Here is an 18,625-nt window from a genome sequence, read left to right as displayed (position 1 = left end):
CGGGCCGCAGGCCCGTTCAGCGCAACATGCAGGGCGATTTGTTGTTGAACTTCCAGCCGGGGATCAGGTACTGCATGGCGATCGCATCGTCGCGCGCGCCCAGGCCATGCTGCAGGTACAGGCGGTGGGCGCGCTCCACCTCCTCCATGTCCAGTTCCACGCCCAGGCCAGGCTTGGTGGGCAGCTGGATGAAGCCGTCCTTGATCTGGAAAGGCTCCTTCGTCAGCCGCTCACCGTCCTGCCAGATCCAGTGCGTGTCGATGGCCGTCACGCGCCCCGGTGCGGCGGCGCCCACGTGGGTGAACATGGCCAGCGAGACGTCGAAATGGTTGTTGGAATGCGAGCCCCAGGTCAGGCCGAAGGCCTGGCACATCTGCGCCACGCGCACCGAACCGGCCATGGTCCAGAAGTGCGGGTCGGCCAGCGGGATGTCCACCGACTGCAGGGCCAGGCTGTGCGCCATTTCGCGCCAGTCGGTGGCGACCATGTTGGTGGCGGTGGGCAGGCCGGTGGCGCGGCGGAACTCGGCCATCACCTCGCGGCCCGAGAACACGCCTTCGGCGCCGCAGGGGTCTTCGGCATAGGCCATCACGCCGTGCAGGTCGCGCGTGATGCGGACCGCATCTTTCAGCAGCCAGCCGCCGTTGGGGTCCAGCGTCACACGCGCCTCGGGAAAGCGCTCGTGCAGCGCGCGGATGGCCTCGACCTCTTCCTCGCCGCGCAGCACGCCGCCCTTGAGCTTGAAGTCGGCAAAGCCGTAGCGTTCGTACGCGGCCTCGGCCAGGCGCACGATGCCGTCGGCCGTCATGGCTTTCTCGTTGCGCAGGCGGAACCAGTCGTTGTCGGCACCGGGCTCGGTGCGGTAGGCCAGGTCGGTCTTGGCGCGGTCGCCCACGTAGAACAGGTAGCCCAGCATCTGCACCGACTCGCGCTGCACACCATCGCCCAGCAGCGCGGCCACGGGCACGTTCAGGTGCTGGCCCAGGAGGTCCAGGAAGGCCGACTCCACCGCCGTCACCGCGTGGATGGTGATGCGCAAATCGAAGGTCTGCAGCCCGCGCCCGCCCGCATCGCGGTCGGCGAACCGGGCGCGCATGGCGTTGAGCACCGCGTTGTGGTGGCCGATGGGCCGGCCCACGATCAATGGGCGCGCGTCCTCGATGGTCTGGCGGATCTTCTCGCCGCCGGGCACCTCGCCCACCCCAGTGTTGCCCGCGCTGTCGCGCAGGATGATCAGGTTGCGTGTGAAGAAGGGGCCGTGCGCGCCGCTCAGGTTCATGAGCATGCTGTCGTGGCCCGCCACGGGCACCACGCGCAGCTCGGTGACGACGGGGGTGCTGGTGGCAGAAGGGATGTAAGAGGTGGTCATGGTGGTCTGGAAACGAAGATGGGCGCGCAAAGACGCCCCGCGACAAGGCTTAATCGGCAGTGATTTTTCGGGTTTCGATGACCGTCTTCCAGCGCGCGAATTCGCGTGCCTGGTAGGCGGTGAAAGCCTCGGGCGTGCTGGCCACGATCTCCAGACCCTGGTCGAGCATGCGCTTCTTCACGGCGGGATCGTTCATGGCGGCGATGGCGGCATCCGAAAGCTTCTTCTTGAGCGCGGGTGGCAGGCCCTTGGGCGCGGCCATGCCCTGCCACGAGTACACCTCGGCACCGGCCACGCCGGCCTCGGCCAGGGTGGGCACGTCGGGCAGCACGGGGCTGCGCTTGTCGCCGGTGACGGCAATCGCATGCAGCTTGCCGCCGCGGATGTGCTGCAGCACCGCGTTCACGTTCTGGAACGAGAACTCCACCTGCCCGCCCAGCAGGTCGTTGATGGCCGGCGCGCCGCCCTTGTAGGGAATGTGCAGGCCTTCGGTGCCGCTTTGCTGCCAGAAGACCTCGGCCGAGAGGTGGTCCGACGAGCCGTTGCCCGAACTCGCGAAGCTCACCTTGCCGGGGTTGGCCTTGAGCTGCGCGATCACCTCCTTCACGGTCCGTGCCTTTTGCGCCGGCGAGGCCACCAGCACATTGGGCGCCTGCACGGGCACGGTGATGTAGTCGAAATCCTTGAGCGCGTCGTAAGGCACGCTCTTGAGCAGGTGCGGTGCCACCACGAAGGCGCCCAGGGACGACACCAGCAAGGTGTAGCCATCGGGCGCGGCGCGTTTGACGGCACCCGCACCCAGCGTGCCCGTGGCACCGGGGCGGTTGTCCACCACGAAGTTCTGGCCCAGCTTGTCGCCCATGTGCTGGGCCATGGCGCGCGCCACCATGTCGGTGGAGCCGCCCGCCGGAAACGGCACAACGATGGTGACGGGCTTTTCGGGCCAGGGCGTGGCGGCTGTCTGGGCCGATGCGGAAAACGCCAGGGTGCAGGCGCCGGCGACGAGCAGCAGTTGCTTGACGAACATGAGGGATGTCTCCTGAGGTGGTGGTGGTGGTGGTCGGCGGCCCTCTGCGGGGCCTTGGGTTGAAGGGTTGGCCTGGGACAGGGGGGCGCGCTTACTGCGGGCCGAGCTTGTCGATGAGCGCCTTGAGCTCTTCCATCTCGCTGGGCTTCAAGTCCGTCAGCGGCGCGCGCACCGGCCCACCGTCATGGCCCACGATCCTGGCGCCCGCCTTGATGATGCTCACGCCATAGCCTTCCACCCGGTTGCGGATGGCCAGGTAGGGCATGAAGAACTCCTTGAGCAGCCTGTGCTGCGTGGCCGTGTCGTCGGCCGCCACGGCCTTGTAGAAGTCCATCGCCGTCTTGGGAATGAAGTTGAACACTGCGGACGAATACACCGGCGTGCCCAGCGCCTTGTAGGCCGCCGCATACACCTCGGCCGTGGGCAGGCCGCCCAGGTAGGAGAAGCGGTCACCCATCTTCATGAAGATGGAAGACATGGTCTCGATATTGCCCACGCCGTCCTTGAAGCCGATCAGGTTGGGGCAGCGGTCGGCCAGGATGGCCAGGGAATCGGCGGTGAGCTTGGTGCGGTCGCGGTTGTAGACGATGACGCCGAACTTCACGCTGTTGCACACGGCGGCCACATGCTCGATCAGGCCCTCCTGGCCGGCTTCGGTCAGGTAGTGGGGCAACAGCAGGATGCCGTGGGCGCCCAGGCGCTCGGCCTCCTGGGCATGGGCGATGGCGGTGCGGGTGGGGCCGCCGGCGCCGGCAATGATCGGCACCTTGCCGCGGCAGGTGTCCACGGCGGTCTTGATGACCTGGCCGTACTCGGGGCCCGAGAGCGAGAAATACTCGCCCGTGCCGCCGGCGGCGAACAAGGCGCTGGCGCCGTAGGGGGCCAGCCACTCCAGGCGCTCGATGTAGGTCCTGGGGCGGAATTCACCCTGCTCGTCGAAGTCCGTGATGGGGAAGGACAGCAGGCCGGAGCCCATGATGGATTTGAGGTCTTGCGGGGTCATGGATGGTGGTATCAGGTCTGGTGGGTGGTCAGGGCGTATCAACAGGTCGTACAAGTGGCTTGCAGCACCCTGCCTTCAGCGGTATCAAGCAGTGTTCAAGGGGGCGAGCCGCCTTTCAGACCGACCAAAGCGACTTGAAAACTCGCTTCAGACCATGCCTAAACGGCAGCAACGCATGAATGTTAACGTTAACATTTCCATAGGCCATAGGGAAAACCCTTTGTTATGCGACATCTTGGGAAATTGCGGAAGGGTGTGGGCTAACCGGAGCCGGCCCGAACGGCCCCGTCGATGCCCGGAGGACGCCGGGTACGAGACCGTTGTGCCGACGGCGTGACCCCTTCTCGGCTACCGCACCGCAGGCGCGGCCGCAAACACCTCGATGGTTTCGAGCGCCGAGACCGGGCGGCCGGCCTTGCCATCGCCCGCTACCACCAGCCGCGCCATACCGCGTGCCAGTGGCTGGCCGTCCAGCCGACAGGCGATCAGCACGCGCTGGTTGTCCAGCGACACCAGGGCTGGTAGCCATCGGCCCCGGTGGCTACCAGGTACACGCCCTGCACGTTGGCACCGCCGGCGCTCTCGGCCTCGACGCCGGCCACGCTACTCAGCAACACCCACCGGTCCGCGCCCGTGCAGCGGCCCAGGTAGCGCAGCATGTACCAGCCCGAGAGCGGTGGCGGCCAGCACAGCCTTCATCAACAGGGCATTCCAGCGGGGCATGGGGCTTTCCGGTAGTGCTTGGGCAATGGGTCATTCTGGCACCATGGGCCGGGCCAGCCCCACCACCCTCACACCTGCTTGCACATACCGCACCACCCCGTCCTCTGGCTGGTTTCGCCGCACGTCAACTGGCATCTGCACTGTTGCGCAAGGCCTCCAGGCGCCGTGCCAGCAACTCCATGCGGTCGCCGCCCCAGAACAGCTCGCCCTGGCAGACGAACGATGGCGCGCCAAACACGCCCAGCGCTTCGGCCCTGCCCACAGCCATCGCAAAGTCACTCTGTGCGCATTGCTGCAGGTAGCCGCGCCAGTCGCCCGCGCTGAGCCCAGCACCCACCAGGGCCGACTCCACCTGCTCGGGTGACTCGAGGTCGAACTCGCGGCGCCAGAACGCGGCCAGCAGCGGATCGCAGAACTCCCACAGCCTTTGCCGCGACCGCGCGAACAGCAGGGCCTGGCTGGCCAGTGTCGCGTCCCACAGCTTGGTGGTGGCGCGGATGGTGAGGCCTTGCGGCTGAGCCAGGCGCCGGCAGTCCATGTACAGGTACTTGAGCTTGGCCACGTCGCGCGGGGAGCGCTCGCTCACCTCGCCGCCATAAGCCGATTGAAAGTCCGTGATGTATGGCCACCAGTCGAAGCGCAGCCCGCTGCGCTGCTCCAGATCGCGCGCCTGCCGCAGCGCCAGGTACGAGTACGGGCTGCGCAGATCGATGAAGGCATCCACGCCTGCCGTGCTGCTGTGGTCCGGCATGCCCGGTTACCCGCGCTCGAAGAGGTTGTGCCTGGCGTCGCTGGACGTGGTCACATCCACCCAGCTCCCGCGCAACAGGTCCATCGCTCGCCCCACGGCGGGCCGGCTGCGCACACGGCCATACCAGGCCTGCAAGCGCGGAAAATCGTCCAGCGCAACGCCCGTCATCTTGTGGATGCGCACCCACGGAAAACAGGCGATGTCGGCGATGGAATAGGCGCCGCCAATGTACTCGCGGCCTTCGAGCCGCTCATCGAGTACCTTGAGCAGCCGCCGCGTCTCGTTCTGGTAGCGCCCGATGCCGTAGGGAATCGGCTCTGGCGCATAGCGAAAGAAATGCTGCGCCTGCCCCATCATCGGCCCGAGCCCGCCCACCTGCCAGAAAAGCCACTGCAGCACATCGCTTCGTGCACGCAGTTCGGCGGGCACGAAGCGCTGCGCCTTGTCCGCCAGGTACAGCAGGATGGCGCCGGTCTCGAACACCGTGAAGGGCCCGCCCCCATCGGCCGGGGCATGGTCGACGATGGCCGGGATCTTGCCATTGGGGTTGATGGCACGGTAGGCCGGCTGGTGCTGGTCGCCCTGGGTGATATTGATGGGCACCAGGCGGTAGGGAACGCCTAGCTCCTCCACCAGGATGTGCACCTTGTGCCCGTTGGGTGCGGGCCAGCTGTAGAGGTCGATCATGGATACCCCTGTGCTTCAACGCTTGCGCATGATCTCTTGCCGGCGGCGGTCCTGCGCACGGCGGTTGCCCGCGTCGCCCATGCCGGCAGGCAGGTAGTCGTCCAGGGCCACGGTGCGCTCCTCGATCTGGCGCATCACGCTGTCGTGCAGCGCCTTCTTGGACATCGCGTAGGCGGTGTTGCAGTCGGGCGTGATGCACTTCGCATAGCCGATGGCCGTGGCCAGCAGTTGCTCGGGCTCCACCACCTCGTGGAAGAAACCCAGTCGCTCGGCCTCTTCCAGTGTGTAGAGCTTGCCGCGCAGCGTGGCGAGCGCGCCCACCTGGTCGCCCAGGGCGTATTTGATGATCTCCACGTAGGCCGCCGGCATGGGGATGCCGATGGGCACTTCGTTCAGGCCGAACTTGGCGGGTTTGCGCGCCGCCACGCGGAAGTCGCAGTCCAGCGCCGTGATCAGCCCGCCCGCGATGGCATGGCCGTTGACCGCCGCTACCGTGGGCCGGGAGTACTCGAAGATCCGCAGATTGGTCTCGCGGTAGGCCTTGTACCACTCGCGGACGGCATCCTTGCTCCCGCTGCCGAAGATGCCGAAGCTGTAGTCGAAATCGATCCCGGCCGAGAACGCGTCGCCCTGCCCCGTGAGCACCACCGGCAGTTCACCGAACTCGCGTTCGAGCCGGTCGAAGGCATCGTGCAGGTCGGCAAAAAAAAGCGCGTTCTGCACGTTGACCTTGTTGGTGTTCATGCGGACGACGGCGCAGCCGTCCACCGCCTCGATATGCCATGCCATGGGTGTCTCCTTCGTGGGTCTGCAAAAGCTTGCTGATTGCCAGCTTCATGCTAGCCACAAGGGCTCGGCCATGTTGTCTTTGCAACGACAACGCACGCGGCGGTTCCGGGCTACAAACCTGCCAACGAACCCAGCCTGAAAGCGAGCCCCATGCCGCGTGCCCACATCGTCTATACCCACCCCGAACCTCGTTCTTTCGTCGCGGCCATGCGCGACACCACCCAGGCGGCATTGGCCAACGCAGGCTGGCAAACCAGCGCGACCGACCTGCATGCGGCGGGCTTTGGCGCCGTGGCCAGTGCCACGGATTTCGGCGAACGGGCAAGCCCCGGACACCTGGTGTACCCGCTGGAGCAGCGGCACGCGTGGGAGCACGGCAGCCTCGCCCCCGAGATCGAGAACGAGGTCCGGGCAGTGGTAGACGCAGACCTGCTGGTGCTCGTCTTCCCGGTGTTCTGGTTCTCGGTGCCGGCGCAGATGAAGGGCTGGATAGACCGGGTGTTCCTGTCCGGCGTGTTCTACGGGGGACGGCGGGTGTACGACCGGGGTGGCATGGTGGGCAAACATGCGCTGGTGGTGGCCGCCCTGGGCGGGCGCGAGCACATGTTCGGCACCGGCGCCCTGCACGGCGAGCTCACTGGAATGATGCGCCACCTGCTGCAGGGCACGCTGGGGTATGCGGGGTTCTCCGTCTACGAACCCTTCTTTGCGCACCACGTGCCTTATGTGGACGATGCCACGCGGGCCGGCATGCTCATGCGCCTGTGGAACGAACTCCAGGCCCTGGGCACCCGGCCTGTACTGCCCATGCCCAGCCTGCAAGGCTTCGACGACCATTTCAACCCAACCAGCACCACGCCGGGGAGCACCACCAATGCCTGAAATCATCGATGCCTGGATGCAATTGCCGAACCGGCCTTACCTGCTGGACTCCATGTTCGATTCATTGCGCCGCTGGCCCACCCACTGGCGCTCCCTGGCGCAGGAAAACCCCGGCATCACGCACGATGAAGCGCTGGCGACCTTCCGCGCCCAGGGCGTCCAGCGCGTCCTGGCCAGCGCCTGGTGGGGGCCTGCCGGGCCGATGATCACCAACGACGAGGTGGCAGCGGCCACGCAGGCGCATCCCGGCCAGGTGGTGGGCATCGCCTCGGTCGATCTCCACCGGCCCATGGACGCCGTGCGCGAACTGCGCCGCTGCGTGCGGCAGTTCGGCTTCAAGGGCGTGCGTGTGCTGCCCTGGCTCTGGGGCCTGCCGCCCGACGATCGCCGCTACTACCCACTGTATGCCGAATGCGTGGAACTGGACGTCACCTTCTGCCTGCAGGTCGGGCATGCAGGCCCCATGCGCCCTTCCGAGCCGGGCCGGCCGATGCCGTACCTGGACCACGTGGCACATGAATTCCCGGATCTGCGCATCGTGGGCGGACACATCGGTTTCCCATGGGTGAACGAGATGGTCTCGCTGATGATGAAGCATCCCAACGTCTATGTGGACACATCGGCCTACAAGGCCTCGCGCTTCCCGCCAGAACTGGTCGCCTACCTGCGCGGCCCGGGCCGGCACAAGGTGCTGTTCGGCACCAACTACCCCATGCTCACACCGGCAGAATGCCTGGCTGGGCTCGATGCCCTGGGCCTGGACGCAGAGACGAGTGCCTTGTACCTGGCGGGCAACGCGCGCCGCGCGTTCAAGCTATCCCCCTGACCGATACTGCAAGCTCTGACCACCCAGGGACTCAAGCCATGCCTTCTCGCATCCCATCGAGCCCGCTTGAAACGCCCGTGCCCTCACGCGGGAAAGGGGCAGCACATGCCCCCGCAGGCACCGGCATGGTGGACTTCCTGGAGTCGTCGGCCTGGTACTGCGTGCTGTCGCCCGAGTTGCAAGCCGTGGTCCTGCGCACCGCGAGCGAGCGGATCACCGTCCCCGGCGAGCTGGTGGCCCACCGGGGGCAACCCTGCACCCACTGGTACGGGCTGGTGCGCGGCTTCCTGCAGATGTACGTGGTGGCGTCGGACGGTGCCGAAACCACGCTGTATTGTTTGCGCGAGGGCGAATGGGGCGGCGAGGGCTCGCTGCTCAAGAAAGAACTGCGCCAGTACGACCTGCGCTCGCTCACGCCGGCCCACCTGTGCCTGGTGCCGGTGGAGACCTTCGAGACGCTGCGCCAGTCGTCCATCGCGTTCAACCATGTGATCTGCGACATCATGAACGCGCGCATGGGGGTGTTCGTGGGCATGCTGGAGGCATCGCGCCTGCGCGGGCCCGAGACGCGGGTGGCCCGGGCCCTTCTGATGCTGGCCGACAGCCAGGGCGAGGCGGTGCAGGAGCTGCTGATCTCGCAGCAGGAACTGGCCCTGATCTGCGGGCTCTCGCGCCAGCGGGTGAACGTGGCGCTCAGCGTGTTCAAGCCCCGGGGCATCGTGCGCATCGAGCCCAACAAGGGCTCGCTGATCGTGCATGTGCCGCTGCTGCGCGACCATGTGACGGGCATTGCCTGAACCTTCGGGCCGGCCCCATTGGCGCGGAGCGTGATCTCCCGCAGAATCCGGCGGTGCCTGTTTCCACGCCACCATGACCGCAGACCCCCTCGACCTCTTCCTTGCCCAGTCGCCCTGGATGTCCGCCCTCACCGCCGAGGAGGCCGCGCGCGTGCGCCGGGCGATCACGGTGCGCAGCTACCCTGCGGGCGGCGCGGTGTTCTCGAAGGGCACGCCCACCACGCATTGGGCCGGGGTGATGGAAGGCATGCTCAAGCTGGACAACATCACCGCCGAAGGCCGCACCAGCACTTTCGCGGGCGTGCCCTCGGGCGCCTGGTTTGGCGAGGGCTCGGTGCTCAAGGACGAGCCCCGGCCCTATGCCGTGACGGCGCTGACCGACAGCGTGGTGGCCCTGCTGCCGCGCAGCGAGTTCCTGCGGCTGCTGCAAGAGAGCCACCCTTTTGCGCTGTGGCTGATCGGGCAGCTCAACGCGCGCCTGGCGCACTACGTGGCGCAGGTGCAGACCGACCGGCTGGGCGACACCACGGCGCAGGTGGCCTACAGCCTGTCAGGCTTGTTCAACGATGCGCTGTTCCCCAACACCGCGCGGCGCATCACGCTGTCGCAGGAGGAGCTGGGGCGCCTGTCGGGCGTGTCGCGCCAGGTGGCCAACCGGGCGCTGCAGGAACTGCAGGACCGGGGTGCGATCCGCCTGGGCTATGGCTCCATCGAGGTGATCGACCTGCAGGTGCTGCAGGCCATCGCACGAGAAGGCTGAATGCTCAGCCTGCGGGCTCTGCCTGAATCTGTGCCAGCTTGGTGATGGCCTCGCGGCTGCCCGCGATCTCGCGCAGGCGGAACTTCTGGATCTTGCCGGTGGCAGTCTTGGGCAAGACCTCGAACACGACCTGGCGCGGGCACTTGAAGCGCGCCAGATGGCTGCGGCAGAACTCGATCAGCTCCTCGGCACTGACGCTGCCTGCGGCATCGGGCTTGAGCTCCACGAAGGCGCAGGGCACCTCGCCCCAGCGTTCGTCGGGCTGGGCCACCACGGCGGCCAGCAGCACGGCGGGGTGGCGGTGCAGCACGTCTTCCACCTCCACCGAGGAGATGTTCTCGCCGCCCGAGATGATCACGTCCTTGGAGCGGTCGGTGATCTGCACATAGCCGTCGGGGTGTAGCACCGCGATGTCGCCGGTGTGGAACCAGCCGCCGGCAAAGGCCTTGGCCGTGGCGCCGGGGTTCTTGAGGTAGCCCTTCATCACAGTATTGCCGCGCAGCATGATTTCGCCAGCCGTCACGCCATCGGCCGGCACGGGCTCCAGCGTGTCGGGGTCGAGCACGCGCAGGTGCTCCAGCGCCGCGGCGCGCACGCCCTGGCGCGCCTGCAGCCGGGCACGCCCGGCTTCGGGCAGGGCCGCCCACCCGGGCTGGCGCACGCAGCTCACTGGCGTGCCCGAGACTTCGGTGATGCCGTACACATGGTCCACATCGAAGCCCATCGCGGCGATGGCCTGCAGGATGGCGGCGGGCGGCGGCGAGCCCGCCGTGAGCACGCGCACCGGGCGCGGCAGCGCGATGCGCTCGTGCGCCGGTGCATTCGCCAGCATGGCCAGCACGGTGGGCGCGGCACAGAAATGGTCCACACCGTGCTCGGCAATGGCCTCGAAGATGGCCTTGGCCGTGACCTTGCGCAGGCACACATGCGTGCCCGCCGCGGCCGTGACGGCCCAGGTGAAGCACCAGCCGTTGGCGTGGAACATGGGCAGCGTCCACAGATACACCGGGCGGCGCGGCATCGCCCAGTCGGTCATTTGCAACAGGCTCATGAGGTAGGCCCCGCGGTGGCTGGGCACCACGCCCTTGGGGTCGCCGGTGGTGCCCGAGGTGTAGTTCAGTGCGATCGGGTCCCACTCGTCCTCGGGCCACAGGCCTTCGAAGGCCGGGTCGCCTTCGGCCAGCAGGGCTTCGTAGTCGAGCCCGCCCAGGGCCGGCTGCGCGGGCAGGCCCGCATCGTGGATGGTGATCACCAGCGGCTGCTGCGCCAGGCCCTCGACGGCCCTGGCCGCGAGCGCCGAAAATTCGCTGTCCACCAGCAGCACGCGCGCCTCGCCGTGGCGCAGGATGAAGCGGATGGCCTCGGCGTCGAGCCGGCAGTTGACGGCGTTGATGACCGCACCGCACAGGGGGATGCCCAGGTGCGCCTCCAGCATCGCGGGCGTGTTGGGCGCCAGGATGGCCACGGTGTCGCCGCGCTGCACGCCGCGTTGTGCCAGTGCGCTGGCCAGGCGGTAGGCGCGCTCGCGCGTCTGCGCCCAGGTCTGCGTGGTGCCGCCATGTACCACGGCGATGCCTTCGGGATGCACCTGCGCGCTGCGGTCCAGAAAGCCCAGCGGCGTGAGCGGCAGGTGGTTGGCGGGGGTGCGTTCCAGGCCGTGCTGGTAGGGGCTGTGGTGGGCTGCTTGGCTCATGCTGGTCTCCTGTTTTGCGCGTTCATGGGTGGTAGGTGGTGAACGACTCGACGCTCTCGCGCTCCGTCACCAGCGTGTTCTCGATGCCCGCCGGGTCGGCGTGGCCCAGGCTCATGCCGCAGACCACCATCTCGGTATCGGGGATGCCCAGCTCGGCGGCAATGACCTGGTGGAATTTGGTGAACGCCACCTGCGGGCAGGTGTCGAGCCCGCGCGCGCGGGCCGCCACCATCACGCTCTGCAGGAACATGCCGTAGTCCATCAGGCTGCCGGCCTGCATCACCCGGTTCACCGTGAAGATCAGCCCCACGGGCGCATCGAAGAAGCGGTAGTTGCGGCCGTGCTGGGCGTGCATGCGCGCCTTGTCGCCCCGGGCGATGCCGAGCAGGCCATACAGGTCCCATCCCACCTTGCGGCGCCGGTTGACATAGGGCGATACCCATTCGAGCGGGTAGTAGTGGTACGGCTCGGTGAGGGTCGCAGCCTCATCCTCATCGTTGTCCACGGCGGCGATGGCGGTGCTCAGCCGCTCCTTCGCGGCCCCCGTGAGCACGTGCACGCGCCAGGGCTGCGTGTTCATGCCCGAGGCCGCATGGCGCGCCACGTCGAGGATGGAATGCACCTCTTCGAGGGAGACCGGCGTGGGCAGGAATGCGCGGATGCTGCGCCGCGAGACGATGGCCCAGTCCACCGCCTGCCGCAGCTCTGGTAGGGAGGTGGGGGCGGCGGAAACCCGGCTTGCCGCTGGCGCGGCTGGGGATGTGCATGGGGGCGAACAGGTCATGGCGGCATGCTAGGCATGGACGCCGTCCGTGACTGTCGATGCAATGACATTTGGCCGCCTCCGCCTGCCATCCGCCGCGACGGGTCTCAGAACCGGCTCAGTCTCTTTTTGGAGGTCGCATCGGAGGGCAATCGGGATGAGTGGGCGCGTCGGGTGCGCCGCGTGGGCTCATGTCCATGCAGGCAGCCTGGGCGTCCAATCGCCCGATTTCACTCCAAACAGAAGGGCAACAGCCTTGCCGGGCGGTCTGCGGCGTTGCGGCGCTTGCCGATAACACGGGCCGTCGGCTGCGCACCGCGCCTGGCATTCCATCCCGGCAAAGCACTTGTGCGACTCCCCAAGGAGACTGAGCAGGTTCTTATAGACTTCCCCGCATGCCAGCCTCCCCGCCCTCCCCCTCCCTTGCGCCCGCCACCCGCGACCGTCCTTCGGTCACGCTGCGCGAGGTGGCCGAGCGGGCCGGGGTCTCGATGATCACCGTCTCGCGCGCCATCAACACACCGCACCAGGTGTCGGAGGCGACGCGGGTGCGCGTACAGGAGGCCGTCTCCAGCATGGGCTACGTGCCCAACCTGGTCGCCGGGGGACTGCGATCGGCGCGCAGCCATGTGGTCACCGCGCTGGTGCCCACGCTCACGGGGCCGCTGTTCGGCGAGATGGTGCAGGCGCTCACCGATGCGCTGGAGCTGCGAGGGTTCCAGGTGATGGTGGGCCAGGTCGGCTATGCACACTCGCGCGAGGACGAGCTGCTCCGCGCCATCGTCGGCCGGCGCCCGGACGGCATCGTGGTCACCGGCATCATGCATTCGCCCGAAGGGCGCCGCATGCTCATGGCATCGGGCATCCCCACCGTGGAGACCTGGGATTTCACCTCCACGCCCATCGACATGCTGGTGGGGCTGCGGCACGAACAGCTGGGCGCTGCCGTGTGCGAGCATCTGTACTCCAGAGGCCGGCGCCGCCTGGCACTGCTCAGTGGCGGCGACGAGCGCGCCGCACGCCGCGCACGGGGCTTCGAATCCGCTGCCGAGCGCCTGGGCCTGCGCGCGCCTGCCGTGCGTCTGGGCAAGTCACCCACCACGCATGCCGATGGGCGCGACGGCCTGGCCGCGCTGCTCGCCGGGCACCCCGACATCGACGCCGTGTTCTGCAGCTCCGACATGCTGGCCCTGGGCGTGCTGACCGAAGCCCGCGTGCGCGGCATGTCCGTGCCGGAACAACTGGCCGTGATGGGTTTTGGCGACATCGATTTCGCGCAGACCGTGAGCCCCAGCCTCTCCACCGTGCGCATCGACGGCACGCGCATGGGCCAGACGGCTGCCCGACTGATCGCCGACCGCGCCGAGGGCCGCCCCGTGGCCGAACCGGTGGTGGACATCGGCTTCGCGATCATCGGGCGCGAAAGCGCCTGACGAAGCGCGCCCCAGGACGCGCTGCCGCCGCAGAGTGTCAGGCCTTGAAAATCAGGGCGGTGGCCCGTGCCTCCATCGCCAGGCCTTGCCCCACGGGCCCCAGGCGCTCGGCGGTCTTGGCTTTCACGTTGACCTGGCCGGGGTCGACCCCCAGGGCCTTCGCAATGCACTGGCACATGCCGGGAATGTGGGCCGCCAGGCGAGGCGCCTGGGCCACCACCGTGCTGTCCACATTGCCGATGGCGTAGCCCGCGGCGCGCACGCGGCGCGCGGCCTCGGCCAGCAGCACGGCCGAATCGGCGCCCCGGAACTGCGCATCGGTATCGGGAAAATGGCGGCCGATGTCCCCCAGGCCCGCGGCCCCCAGGATCGCATCGGTAATGGCGTGCAGCAGCACGTCGGCATCGGAATGGCCCAGCAGGCCCAGGGTGTGCTCGATGGTCACCCCGCCAATCACCAGCGGCCGCCCGGGCACCAGTGCGTGCACATCCCAGCCTTCTCCAATCCTGAAGTTCATCCGTTCGTTCGCCTTCTGCCCGCCAGGGGCTCATGGTCGTCCTGCCCTTGCGCGGGCAGGCTCAGAAAATCGTCTTGCGCCCCGTCTCGGTCGCCCCCTGCCCGCGTTCGCCACCAAAGCGGGCCAGCGTGGTGCCGTGGCCGCGCTGCGCCAGCACGGCCTCGGCCAGCGCGAAATCGTCGGGGTAGGTGACCTTGAAGTTCTGCGCGCCGCCGGGCACCAGGCGCGGGTGCAGGCCCATGGCTTCCATGGCGCTGGCCTCGTCGGTCACGTTCGATCCCACCTTGTCGAGCGCGTCCATCAGGGGGCCTATGCGGAACATCTGCGGCGTCTGCGCCAGCCACTTGTTGCTGCGGTCCACGGTGGAGGCCACGCGCACGCCCCCGGGGCCGTCGATCGAGGTCTTGAGCGTGTCGGCCAGCTGGTGTGCGAGCAGGCCGCCCACGCTGTCCTGCGCGCACACATCGATCAGGTGGTCGATCTGCGCCGTGGTGACCAGGCAGCGCGCCGCATCGTGCACCAGCACCCAGTCATCCCGCTGCGCGCCCCGCGCGAGCAGCGCCCGCAGGCCGCCCAGCACCGTATCGGCGCGCGTGGGGCCGCCGCATTCGACCGCGAAGTACGCCGGGTGCGCATGCGCATCCAGGAAACGGTCGCCCGGCGCCATGGCCACCAGCGTGCCCAGCAGCCGGCCCACCCCGGCAAAGGCCGCCAGCGTGTGCAGCACCATGGGATGCCCCGCCACCAGGTGGTATTGCTTGGGCAACGCAGCGACGGGTGGTGCCGCCGCCTCGGACGCGGAAAAGACCCCCAGCGTGGACCCGGCAGACAGGCCCGGGGCCGGCACCATTGCCGCAGGCGGGGCCGCCACGGCGCGCGACCCCGTTCCCGCGCAGGGCACCAGCGCCCAGAAACGTCCGTGGGCGGACAAGGGAACGAGGGGTGTTGGCAACAGCACAGCAGTCATGGCCCGCCCATTCTAGAATCTCCGGTTGCCCACCCGTGCGGCCTGCGTGCGTTTTGTGCGCCAGGGGATGCCGTGGGCCCAGACGACACAGCGCGCATGGAACTGCCCAAACTCTCCCCCGGAAAACGCTTCACCCTGCCCCGCCCCGTGGGCAGCGCCGATTCGCTGCTGCTGGCCCGCCTGGCCGAGCGCGACAAGGCCGCCGGCCGCACCACCGCCATCGTCACGGCCGATGCCACCGATGCGCAGCGCCTCATCGAGGAAATGGCGTTCTTCGCGCCCACGCTGCGCTGCGCGCTCTTCCCGGACTGGGAGACGCTGCCCTACGACACCTTCTCGCCGCACCAGGACCTGATCAGCGAGCGGCTGGCCACCCTCTGGCGCATCAGCCAGAAGGACAAGGACACCGGGGCCGACGTGGTGCTGGTGCCCGCCACCACGGCGCTGTACCGCCTTGCCCCTCCGTCCTTCCTGGCCGGCTACACCTTCCATTTCAAGGTCAAGCAAAAGCTCGACGAGGCAAAGTTCAAGGCCCAGCTCACGCTGGCGGGCTACAGCCACGTCTCGCAGGTGGTGAGCCCGGGCGAGTACGCGGTGCGCGGCGGGCTGATCGACCTGTTCCCCATGGGCTCGCTGGTGCCGTACCGGGTGGACCTGTTCGACGATGAGATCGACAGCATCCGCACCTTCGACCCCGACAGCCAGCGCAGCCTGTACCCCGTGCCCGAGGTGCGCCTGCTGCCCGGCCGCGAGTTCCCCATGGACGATGAGGCGCGCGCCAAGTTCCGCAGCCGCTGGCGCGAGATGCTCGAGGGCGACCCGACCAAGAGCCGCATCTACAAGGACATGGGCGCGGGCGTGGCCACGGCCGGCATCGAGTACTACCTGCCGCTGTTCTTCGATGAAACAGCGACGGTGTTCGACTACCTCGGGTCAGAAGCCACCGTGGTGCTGCACGGCGACCTGGAGCCCGCCTTCCAGCGCTTCTGGCAGGACACGAAAGACCGCTTCCGACTGGTGCAGGGCGATCCCGAGCGCCCGGTGCTGCCGCCCGAGGAGCTGTTCCTCTCGGCCGACCAGTTCTACACGCGCGCCAAGGAGCATGCGCAGCTGTCCATCCGCCCCGGCGTGGAGGACGTGGATGACAACCCGCACTTCCACAAGCTCGGCGACCTGTCGGTGGTGCGCGGGGCCGAGGACCCGCTGGCCCGGCTGCACGCGCATATCCGCAACACCCAGCACCGCGTGCTGCTGCTGGCCGAGAGCGCCGGCCGGCGGGAGAGCCTGCTCGACTTTCTGCGCGCCAGCGGTGTGAACCCGCCGGCCTTCGACTCGCTGGCCGAGTTCCAGGGCACGGCCGACGAAAAGGTCGGCATCGCCACCGCCGGCCTCACGGTGGGCTTCAGCTGGGTCGAGGACGGCATCGACTTCGTCACCGAGACCGAGCTGTTTGCCGCCGGCCCCACCACGCGCCGGCGCAAGAAGCAGGAGCAGGTGAGCGACGTCGAGGCGCTGATCAAGGACCTGGCCGAGCTCAACGTGGGCGACCCCGTGGTGCACAGCGCGCACGGCATCGGGCGCTACCGCGGCCTGGTGAACATGGACGTGGGCAACAAGAACTCCGACGGCACGCCCGCCATGCAGGAGTTCCTGCACCTCGAATACGCCGACAAGGCCGTGCTCTACGTCCCCGTGAGCCAGCTGCAGCTGATCAGCCGCTACACCGGCGTGAGTGCCGACGAGGCGCCGCTGCACAAGCTAGGCAGCGGCCAATGGGAAAAGGCCAAGCGCAAGGCCGCCGAGCAGGTGCGCGACAGCGCGGCCGAGCTGCTCAACATCTACGCCCGCCGCGCCGCGCGCGAGGGCCATGCCTTCCGCTACAGCCCGCAGGACTACGAGACCTTTGCCAACGACTTCGGCTTCGAGGAGACGGCCGACCAGAACGCCGCCATCCACGCGGTGATCCAGGACATGATCAGCCCCCGCCCCATGGACCGCCTGGTCTGCGGCGACGTGGGCTTCGGCAAGACCGAGGTGGCCCTGCGCGCAGCCTTCGTGGCCGTCACGGGCGGCAAGCAGGTGGCCTTCCTCGCGCCCACCACGCTGCTGGCCGAGCAGCACTACCAGACGCTGGTGGACCGCTTCAGCAAATGGCCGGTGAAGGTGGCCGAGGTGTCGCGCTTTCGCTCAGGCAAGGAGATTACTGCGGCTATCAAGGGCATCGGCGACGGCACGGTGGACATCGTGGTGGGCACGCACAAGCTGCTGTCTGAGTCCACCAAGTTCCACAACCTGGGCCTCCTGATCATCGACGAGGAGCACCGCTTCGGCGTGCGCCACAAGGAGCAGATGAAGGCCCTGCGCGCCGAGGTGGACGTGCTGACGCTGACGGCCACACCCATACCGCGCACGCTGGGCATGGCGCTCGAAGGCCTGCGCGACCTGTCGGTCATCGCCACCGCGCCGCAGCGGCGCCTGGCGATCAAGACCTTTGTGCGCAACGAGGGCACGGGCGTGATCCGCGAGGCGGTGCTGCGCGAATTGAAGCGCGGCGGGCAGGTCTACTTCCTGCACAACGAGGTGGAGACCATCGAGAACCGCCGCCAGAAGCTCGAAGAGATACTGCCCGAAGCCCGCATCGCCGTGGCCCACGGCCAGATGCCCGAGCGCGAGCTCGAACGCGTGATGCGCGACTTCGTGGCCCAGCGCTACAACATCCTCTTGTGCTCGACCATCATCGAGACCGGGATCGACGTCCCCACGGCCAACACCATCATCATGAGCCGCGCCGACAAGTTCGGCCTGGCGCAGCTGCACCAGCTGCGCGGCCGCGTGGGCCGCAGCCACCACCAGGCGTATGCCTACCTCATGGTGCCCGACACCGAGGGCCTGACCAAGCACGCCGCGCAGCGCCTGGACGCCATCCAGCAGATGGAGGAACTGGGCAGCGGCTTCTACCTGGCCATGCACGACCTGGAGATCCGCGGCGCGGGCGAGGTGCTGGGCGAGAACCAGAGCGGCAACATGCTGGAGGTGGGTTTCCAGCTGTACAACGAGATGCTGAACGAAGCCGTCAAGGCGCTCAAGGCCGGCAAGGAGCCGGACCTGCTCAGCCCGCTGAGCGTGACCACCGACATCAACCTGCACGCCCCCGCCCTGCTGCCCGACGACTACTGCGGCGACGTGCACCTGCGCCTGTCGTTCTACAAGAAGCTGGCCACCGCCAAGAACCCCGACCAGATCGACGGCCTGCTCGAAGAGATCGTGGACCGCTTCGGCAAGCTGCCGCCGCAGGCCCAGACCCTGATCGACGTGCACCGCCTGCGCGTGCTGAGCCAGCCCTACGGCGTGGTGAAGGTCGATGCCGCCCCGGGTGTGATCCACATCACCTTCAAGCCCCAGCCGCCCATCGACCCGATGCGCATCATCGAGCTGATCCAGAAGAACAAGCACATCAAGCTGGCGGGCAACGAGAAGCTGCGCATCGAGCGCGAGCTGAAGGACCCCAAGGACCGCGCGCAGATGGTGCGGGACATCCTGCGCTCGCTGGGGCAGCCGGTGGTGGCCTAGCGCGTGCAGACATGATTCGAATGGGCCTCCAGCGCTTATCCATCAAGCGCCAGAAGCTATCAAAACAA

18 protein-coding genes are annotated in these 18,625 nt (G+C 68.0%); 6 read left to right on the top strand and 12 right to left on the bottom strand.

The window, feature by feature from the left end:
* Positions 1-16: 16 nt before the first annotated feature.
* The 8 genes from gudD to AC07OD_RS02235 all read right to left on the bottom strand — a co-directional run bounded on the left by gudD (position 17) and on the right by AC07OD_RS02235 (position 6,349).
* Entirely contained in the window at positions 17-1,369 is a 1,353-nt protein-coding gene (gudD, locus tag AC07OD_RS02270; RefSeq protein ID WP_494594896.1) for a glucarate dehydratase, read from the bottom strand.
* Between the two features lie 49 nt (positions 1,370-1,418).
* The gene (locus AC07OD_RS02265) at positions 1,419-2,396 is read right to left on the bottom strand and encodes a Bug family tripartite tricarboxylate transporter substrate binding protein (protein ID WP_494594894.1); all 978 of its coding nucleotides are present in this window, start codon (positions 2,394-2,396) and stop codon (positions 1,419-1,421) included.
* A 91-nt stretch (positions 2,397-2,487) separates the two neighbouring features.
* Entirely contained in the window at positions 2,488-3,399 is a 912-nt protein-coding gene (gene kdgD / locus AC07OD_RS02260; RefSeq protein WP_218295311.1) for a 5-dehydro-4-deoxyglucarate dehydratase, read from the bottom strand.
* Positions 3,400-3,747: 348 nt separating this feature from the next.
* Complete coding sequence (locus AC07OD_RS02255; RefSeq protein WP_218294223.1) at positions 3,748-3,891, bottom strand: hypothetical protein; 144 nt, start codon at positions 3,889-3,891, stop codon at positions 3,748-3,750.
* Entirely contained in the window at positions 3,885-4,016 is a 132-nt protein-coding gene (locus AC07OD_RS02250; protein ID WP_255591405.1) for a hypothetical protein, read from the bottom strand. The genes AC07OD_RS02255 and AC07OD_RS02250 overlap by 7 nt, the downstream gene beginning before the upstream one ends.
* 230 nt (positions 4,017-4,246) lie before the next feature.
* Complete coding sequence (locus tag AC07OD_RS02245) at positions 4,247-4,873, bottom strand: DsbA family protein (protein ID WP_494594891.1); 627 nt, start codon at positions 4,871-4,873, stop codon at positions 4,247-4,249.
* Between the two features lie 6 nt (positions 4,874-4,879).
* Positions 4,880-5,560: a glutathione S-transferase N-terminal domain-containing protein gene (locus AC07OD_RS02240; protein ID WP_494594889.1), complete on the bottom strand. Its 681-nt coding sequence runs from the start codon at positions 5,558-5,560 to the stop codon at positions 4,880-4,882.
* Positions 5,561-5,575: 15 nt separating this feature from the next.
* Entirely contained in the window at positions 5,576-6,349 is a 774-nt protein-coding gene (locus AC07OD_RS02235; protein WP_218294219.1) for an enoyl-CoA hydratase/isomerase family protein, read from the bottom strand.
* Positions 6,350-6,499: 150 nt separating this feature from the next.
* Here AC07OD_RS02235 and AC07OD_RS02230 point away from each other — a divergent pair, with 150 nt between their 5' ends.
* The 4 genes from AC07OD_RS02230 to AC07OD_RS02215 all read left to right on the top strand — a co-directional run bounded on the left by AC07OD_RS02230 (position 6,500) and on the right by AC07OD_RS02215 (position 9,614).
* Entirely contained in the window at positions 6,500-7,231 is a 732-nt protein-coding gene (locus tag AC07OD_RS02230; RefSeq protein WP_494594887.1) for an NAD(P)H-dependent oxidoreductase, read from the top strand.
* The gene (locus AC07OD_RS02225; protein ID WP_492806380.1) at positions 7,224-8,057 is read left to right on the top strand and encodes an amidohydrolase family protein; all 834 of its coding nucleotides are present in this window, start codon (positions 7,224-7,226) and stop codon (positions 8,055-8,057) included. The genes AC07OD_RS02230 and AC07OD_RS02225 overlap by 8 nt, the downstream gene beginning before the upstream one ends.
* A gap of 38 nt (positions 8,058-8,095) precedes the next feature.
* On the top strand, positions 8,096-8,854 hold the full coding sequence (locus AC07OD_RS02220; protein ID WP_494594885.1) for a Crp/Fnr family transcriptional regulator: 759 nt from the start codon (positions 8,096-8,098) through the stop codon (positions 8,852-8,854).
* Positions 8,855-8,927: 73 nt separating this feature from the next.
* Positions 8,928-9,614 carry a Crp/Fnr family transcriptional regulator gene (locus tag AC07OD_RS02215; RefSeq protein ID WP_494594883.1) on the top strand — a complete coding sequence of 229 codons (687 nt, stop codon included), beginning with the start codon at positions 8,928-8,930 and terminating at the stop codon, positions 9,612-9,614.
* Positions 9,615-9,618: 4 nt separating this feature from the next.
* Here AC07OD_RS02215 and AC07OD_RS02210 read toward each other — a convergent pair whose 3' ends face one another.
* Entirely contained in the window at positions 9,619-11,307 is a 1,689-nt protein-coding gene (locus AC07OD_RS02210; RefSeq protein WP_494594881.1) for an acyl-CoA synthetase, read from the bottom strand.
* 22 nt (positions 11,308-11,329) lie between these two features.
* A complete protein-coding gene (locus AC07OD_RS02205) occupies positions 11,330-12,091 on the bottom strand; it encodes a nitroreductase (protein ID WP_494594879.1) in 762 nt (253 codons plus the stop codon).
* A 374-nt stretch (positions 12,092-12,465) separates the two neighbouring features.
* Between AC07OD_RS02205 and AC07OD_RS02200 the strand changes: the two genes are divergently transcribed.
* Positions 12,466-13,503, top strand: a complete 1,038-nt coding sequence (locus AC07OD_RS02200; protein WP_494594877.1) for a LacI family DNA-binding transcriptional regulator — start codon at positions 12,466-12,468, stop codon at positions 13,501-13,503.
* A 37-nt stretch (positions 13,504-13,540) separates the two neighbouring features.
* Here the strand turns inward: AC07OD_RS02200 and ispF are convergent, their stop codons facing one another.
* Together ispF and AC07OD_RS02190 are read right to left on the bottom strand one after the other, a co-directional pair.
* Positions 13,541-14,020, bottom strand: coding sequence for a 2-C-methyl-D-erythritol 2,4-cyclodiphosphate synthase (gene ispF, locus AC07OD_RS02195; protein ID WP_218294211.1), 480 nt, complete (start codon positions 14,018-14,020; stop codon positions 13,541-13,543).
* A gap of 61 nt (positions 14,021-14,081) precedes the next feature.
* Positions 14,082-14,987 carry an IspD/TarI family cytidylyltransferase gene (locus tag AC07OD_RS02190; protein ID WP_494594875.1) on the bottom strand — a complete coding sequence of 302 codons (906 nt, stop codon included), beginning with the start codon at positions 14,985-14,987 and terminating at the stop codon, positions 14,082-14,084.
* A 96-nt stretch (positions 14,988-15,083) separates the two neighbouring features.
* Between AC07OD_RS02190 and mfd the strand changes: the two genes are divergently transcribed.
* Positions 15,084-18,557: a transcription-repair coupling factor gene (gene mfd, locus AC07OD_RS02185; RefSeq protein WP_494594873.1), complete on the top strand. Its 3,474-nt coding sequence runs from the start codon at positions 15,084-15,086 to the stop codon at positions 18,555-18,557.
* Positions 18,558-18,625 lie beyond the last annotated feature (68 nt).

The sequence above is a fragment of the Acidovorax sp. GW821-FHT10E03 genome, assembly GCF_059415205.1.
The sequence above is the reverse complement of the archived record's forward strand: the minus strand, read 5'-3'. Positions and strand labels throughout refer to the sequence as shown.

Bases quoted from the DNA above. Each gene is read 5' to 3' on its own strand.
- AC07OD_RS02225 (WP_492806380.1), top strand. From the start codon at position 7,224: ATGCCTGAAATCATCGATGCCTGGATGCAATTGCCGAACCGGCCTTAC.
- mfd (WP_494594873.1), top strand. From the start codon at position 15,084: ATGGAACTGCCCAAACTCTCCCCCGGAAAACGCTTCACCCTGCCCCGC.
- AC07OD_RS02230 (WP_494594887.1), top strand. From the start codon at position 6,500: ATGCCGCGTGCCCACATCGTCTATACCCACCCCGAACCTCGTTCTTTC.
- gudD (WP_494594896.1), bottom strand. From the start codon at position 1,369: ATGACCACCTCTTACATCCCTTCTGCCACCAGCACCCCCGTCGTCACC.
- AC07OD_RS02190 (WP_494594875.1), bottom strand. From the start codon at position 14,987: ATGACTGCTGTGCTGTTGCCAACACCCCTCGTTCCCTTGTCCGCCCAC.
- AC07OD_RS02210 (WP_494594881.1), bottom strand. From the start codon at position 11,307: ATGAGCCAAGCAGCCCACCACAGCCCCTACCAGCACGGCCTGGAACGC.
- AC07OD_RS02235 (WP_218294219.1), bottom strand. From the start codon at position 6,349: ATGGCATGGCATATCGAGGCGGTGGACGGCTGCGCCGTCGTCCGCATG.
- AC07OD_RS02200 (WP_494594877.1), top strand. From the start codon at position 12,466: ATGCCAGCCTCCCCGCCCTCCCCCTCCCTTGCGCCCGCCACCCGCGAC.
- AC07OD_RS02245 (WP_494594891.1), bottom strand. From the start codon at position 4,873: ATGCCGGACCACAGCAGCACGGCAGGCGTGGATGCCTTCATCGATCTG.
- kdgD (WP_218295311.1), bottom strand. From the start codon at position 3,399: ATGACCCCGCAAGACCTCAAATCCATCATGGGCTCCGGCCTGCTGTCC.
- ispF (WP_218294211.1), bottom strand. From the start codon at position 14,020: ATGAACTTCAGGATTGGAGAAGGCTGGGATGTGCACGCACTGGTGCCC.
- AC07OD_RS02205 (WP_494594879.1), bottom strand. From the start codon at position 12,091: ATGACCTGTTCGCCCCCATGCACATCCCCAGCCGCGCCAGCGGCAAGC.
- AC07OD_RS02215 (WP_494594883.1), top strand. From the start codon at position 8,928: ATGACCGCAGACCCCCTCGACCTCTTCCTTGCCCAGTCGCCCTGGATG.
- AC07OD_RS02240 (WP_494594889.1), bottom strand. From the start codon at position 5,560: ATGATCGACCTCTACAGCTGGCCCGCACCCAACGGGCACAAGGTGCAC.
- AC07OD_RS02220 (WP_494594885.1), top strand. From the start codon at position 8,096: ATGCCTTCTCGCATCCCATCGAGCCCGCTTGAAACGCCCGTGCCCTCA.
- AC07OD_RS02265 (WP_494594894.1), bottom strand. From the start codon at position 2,396: ATGTTCGTCAAGCAACTGCTGCTCGTCGCCGGCGCCTGCACCCTGGCG.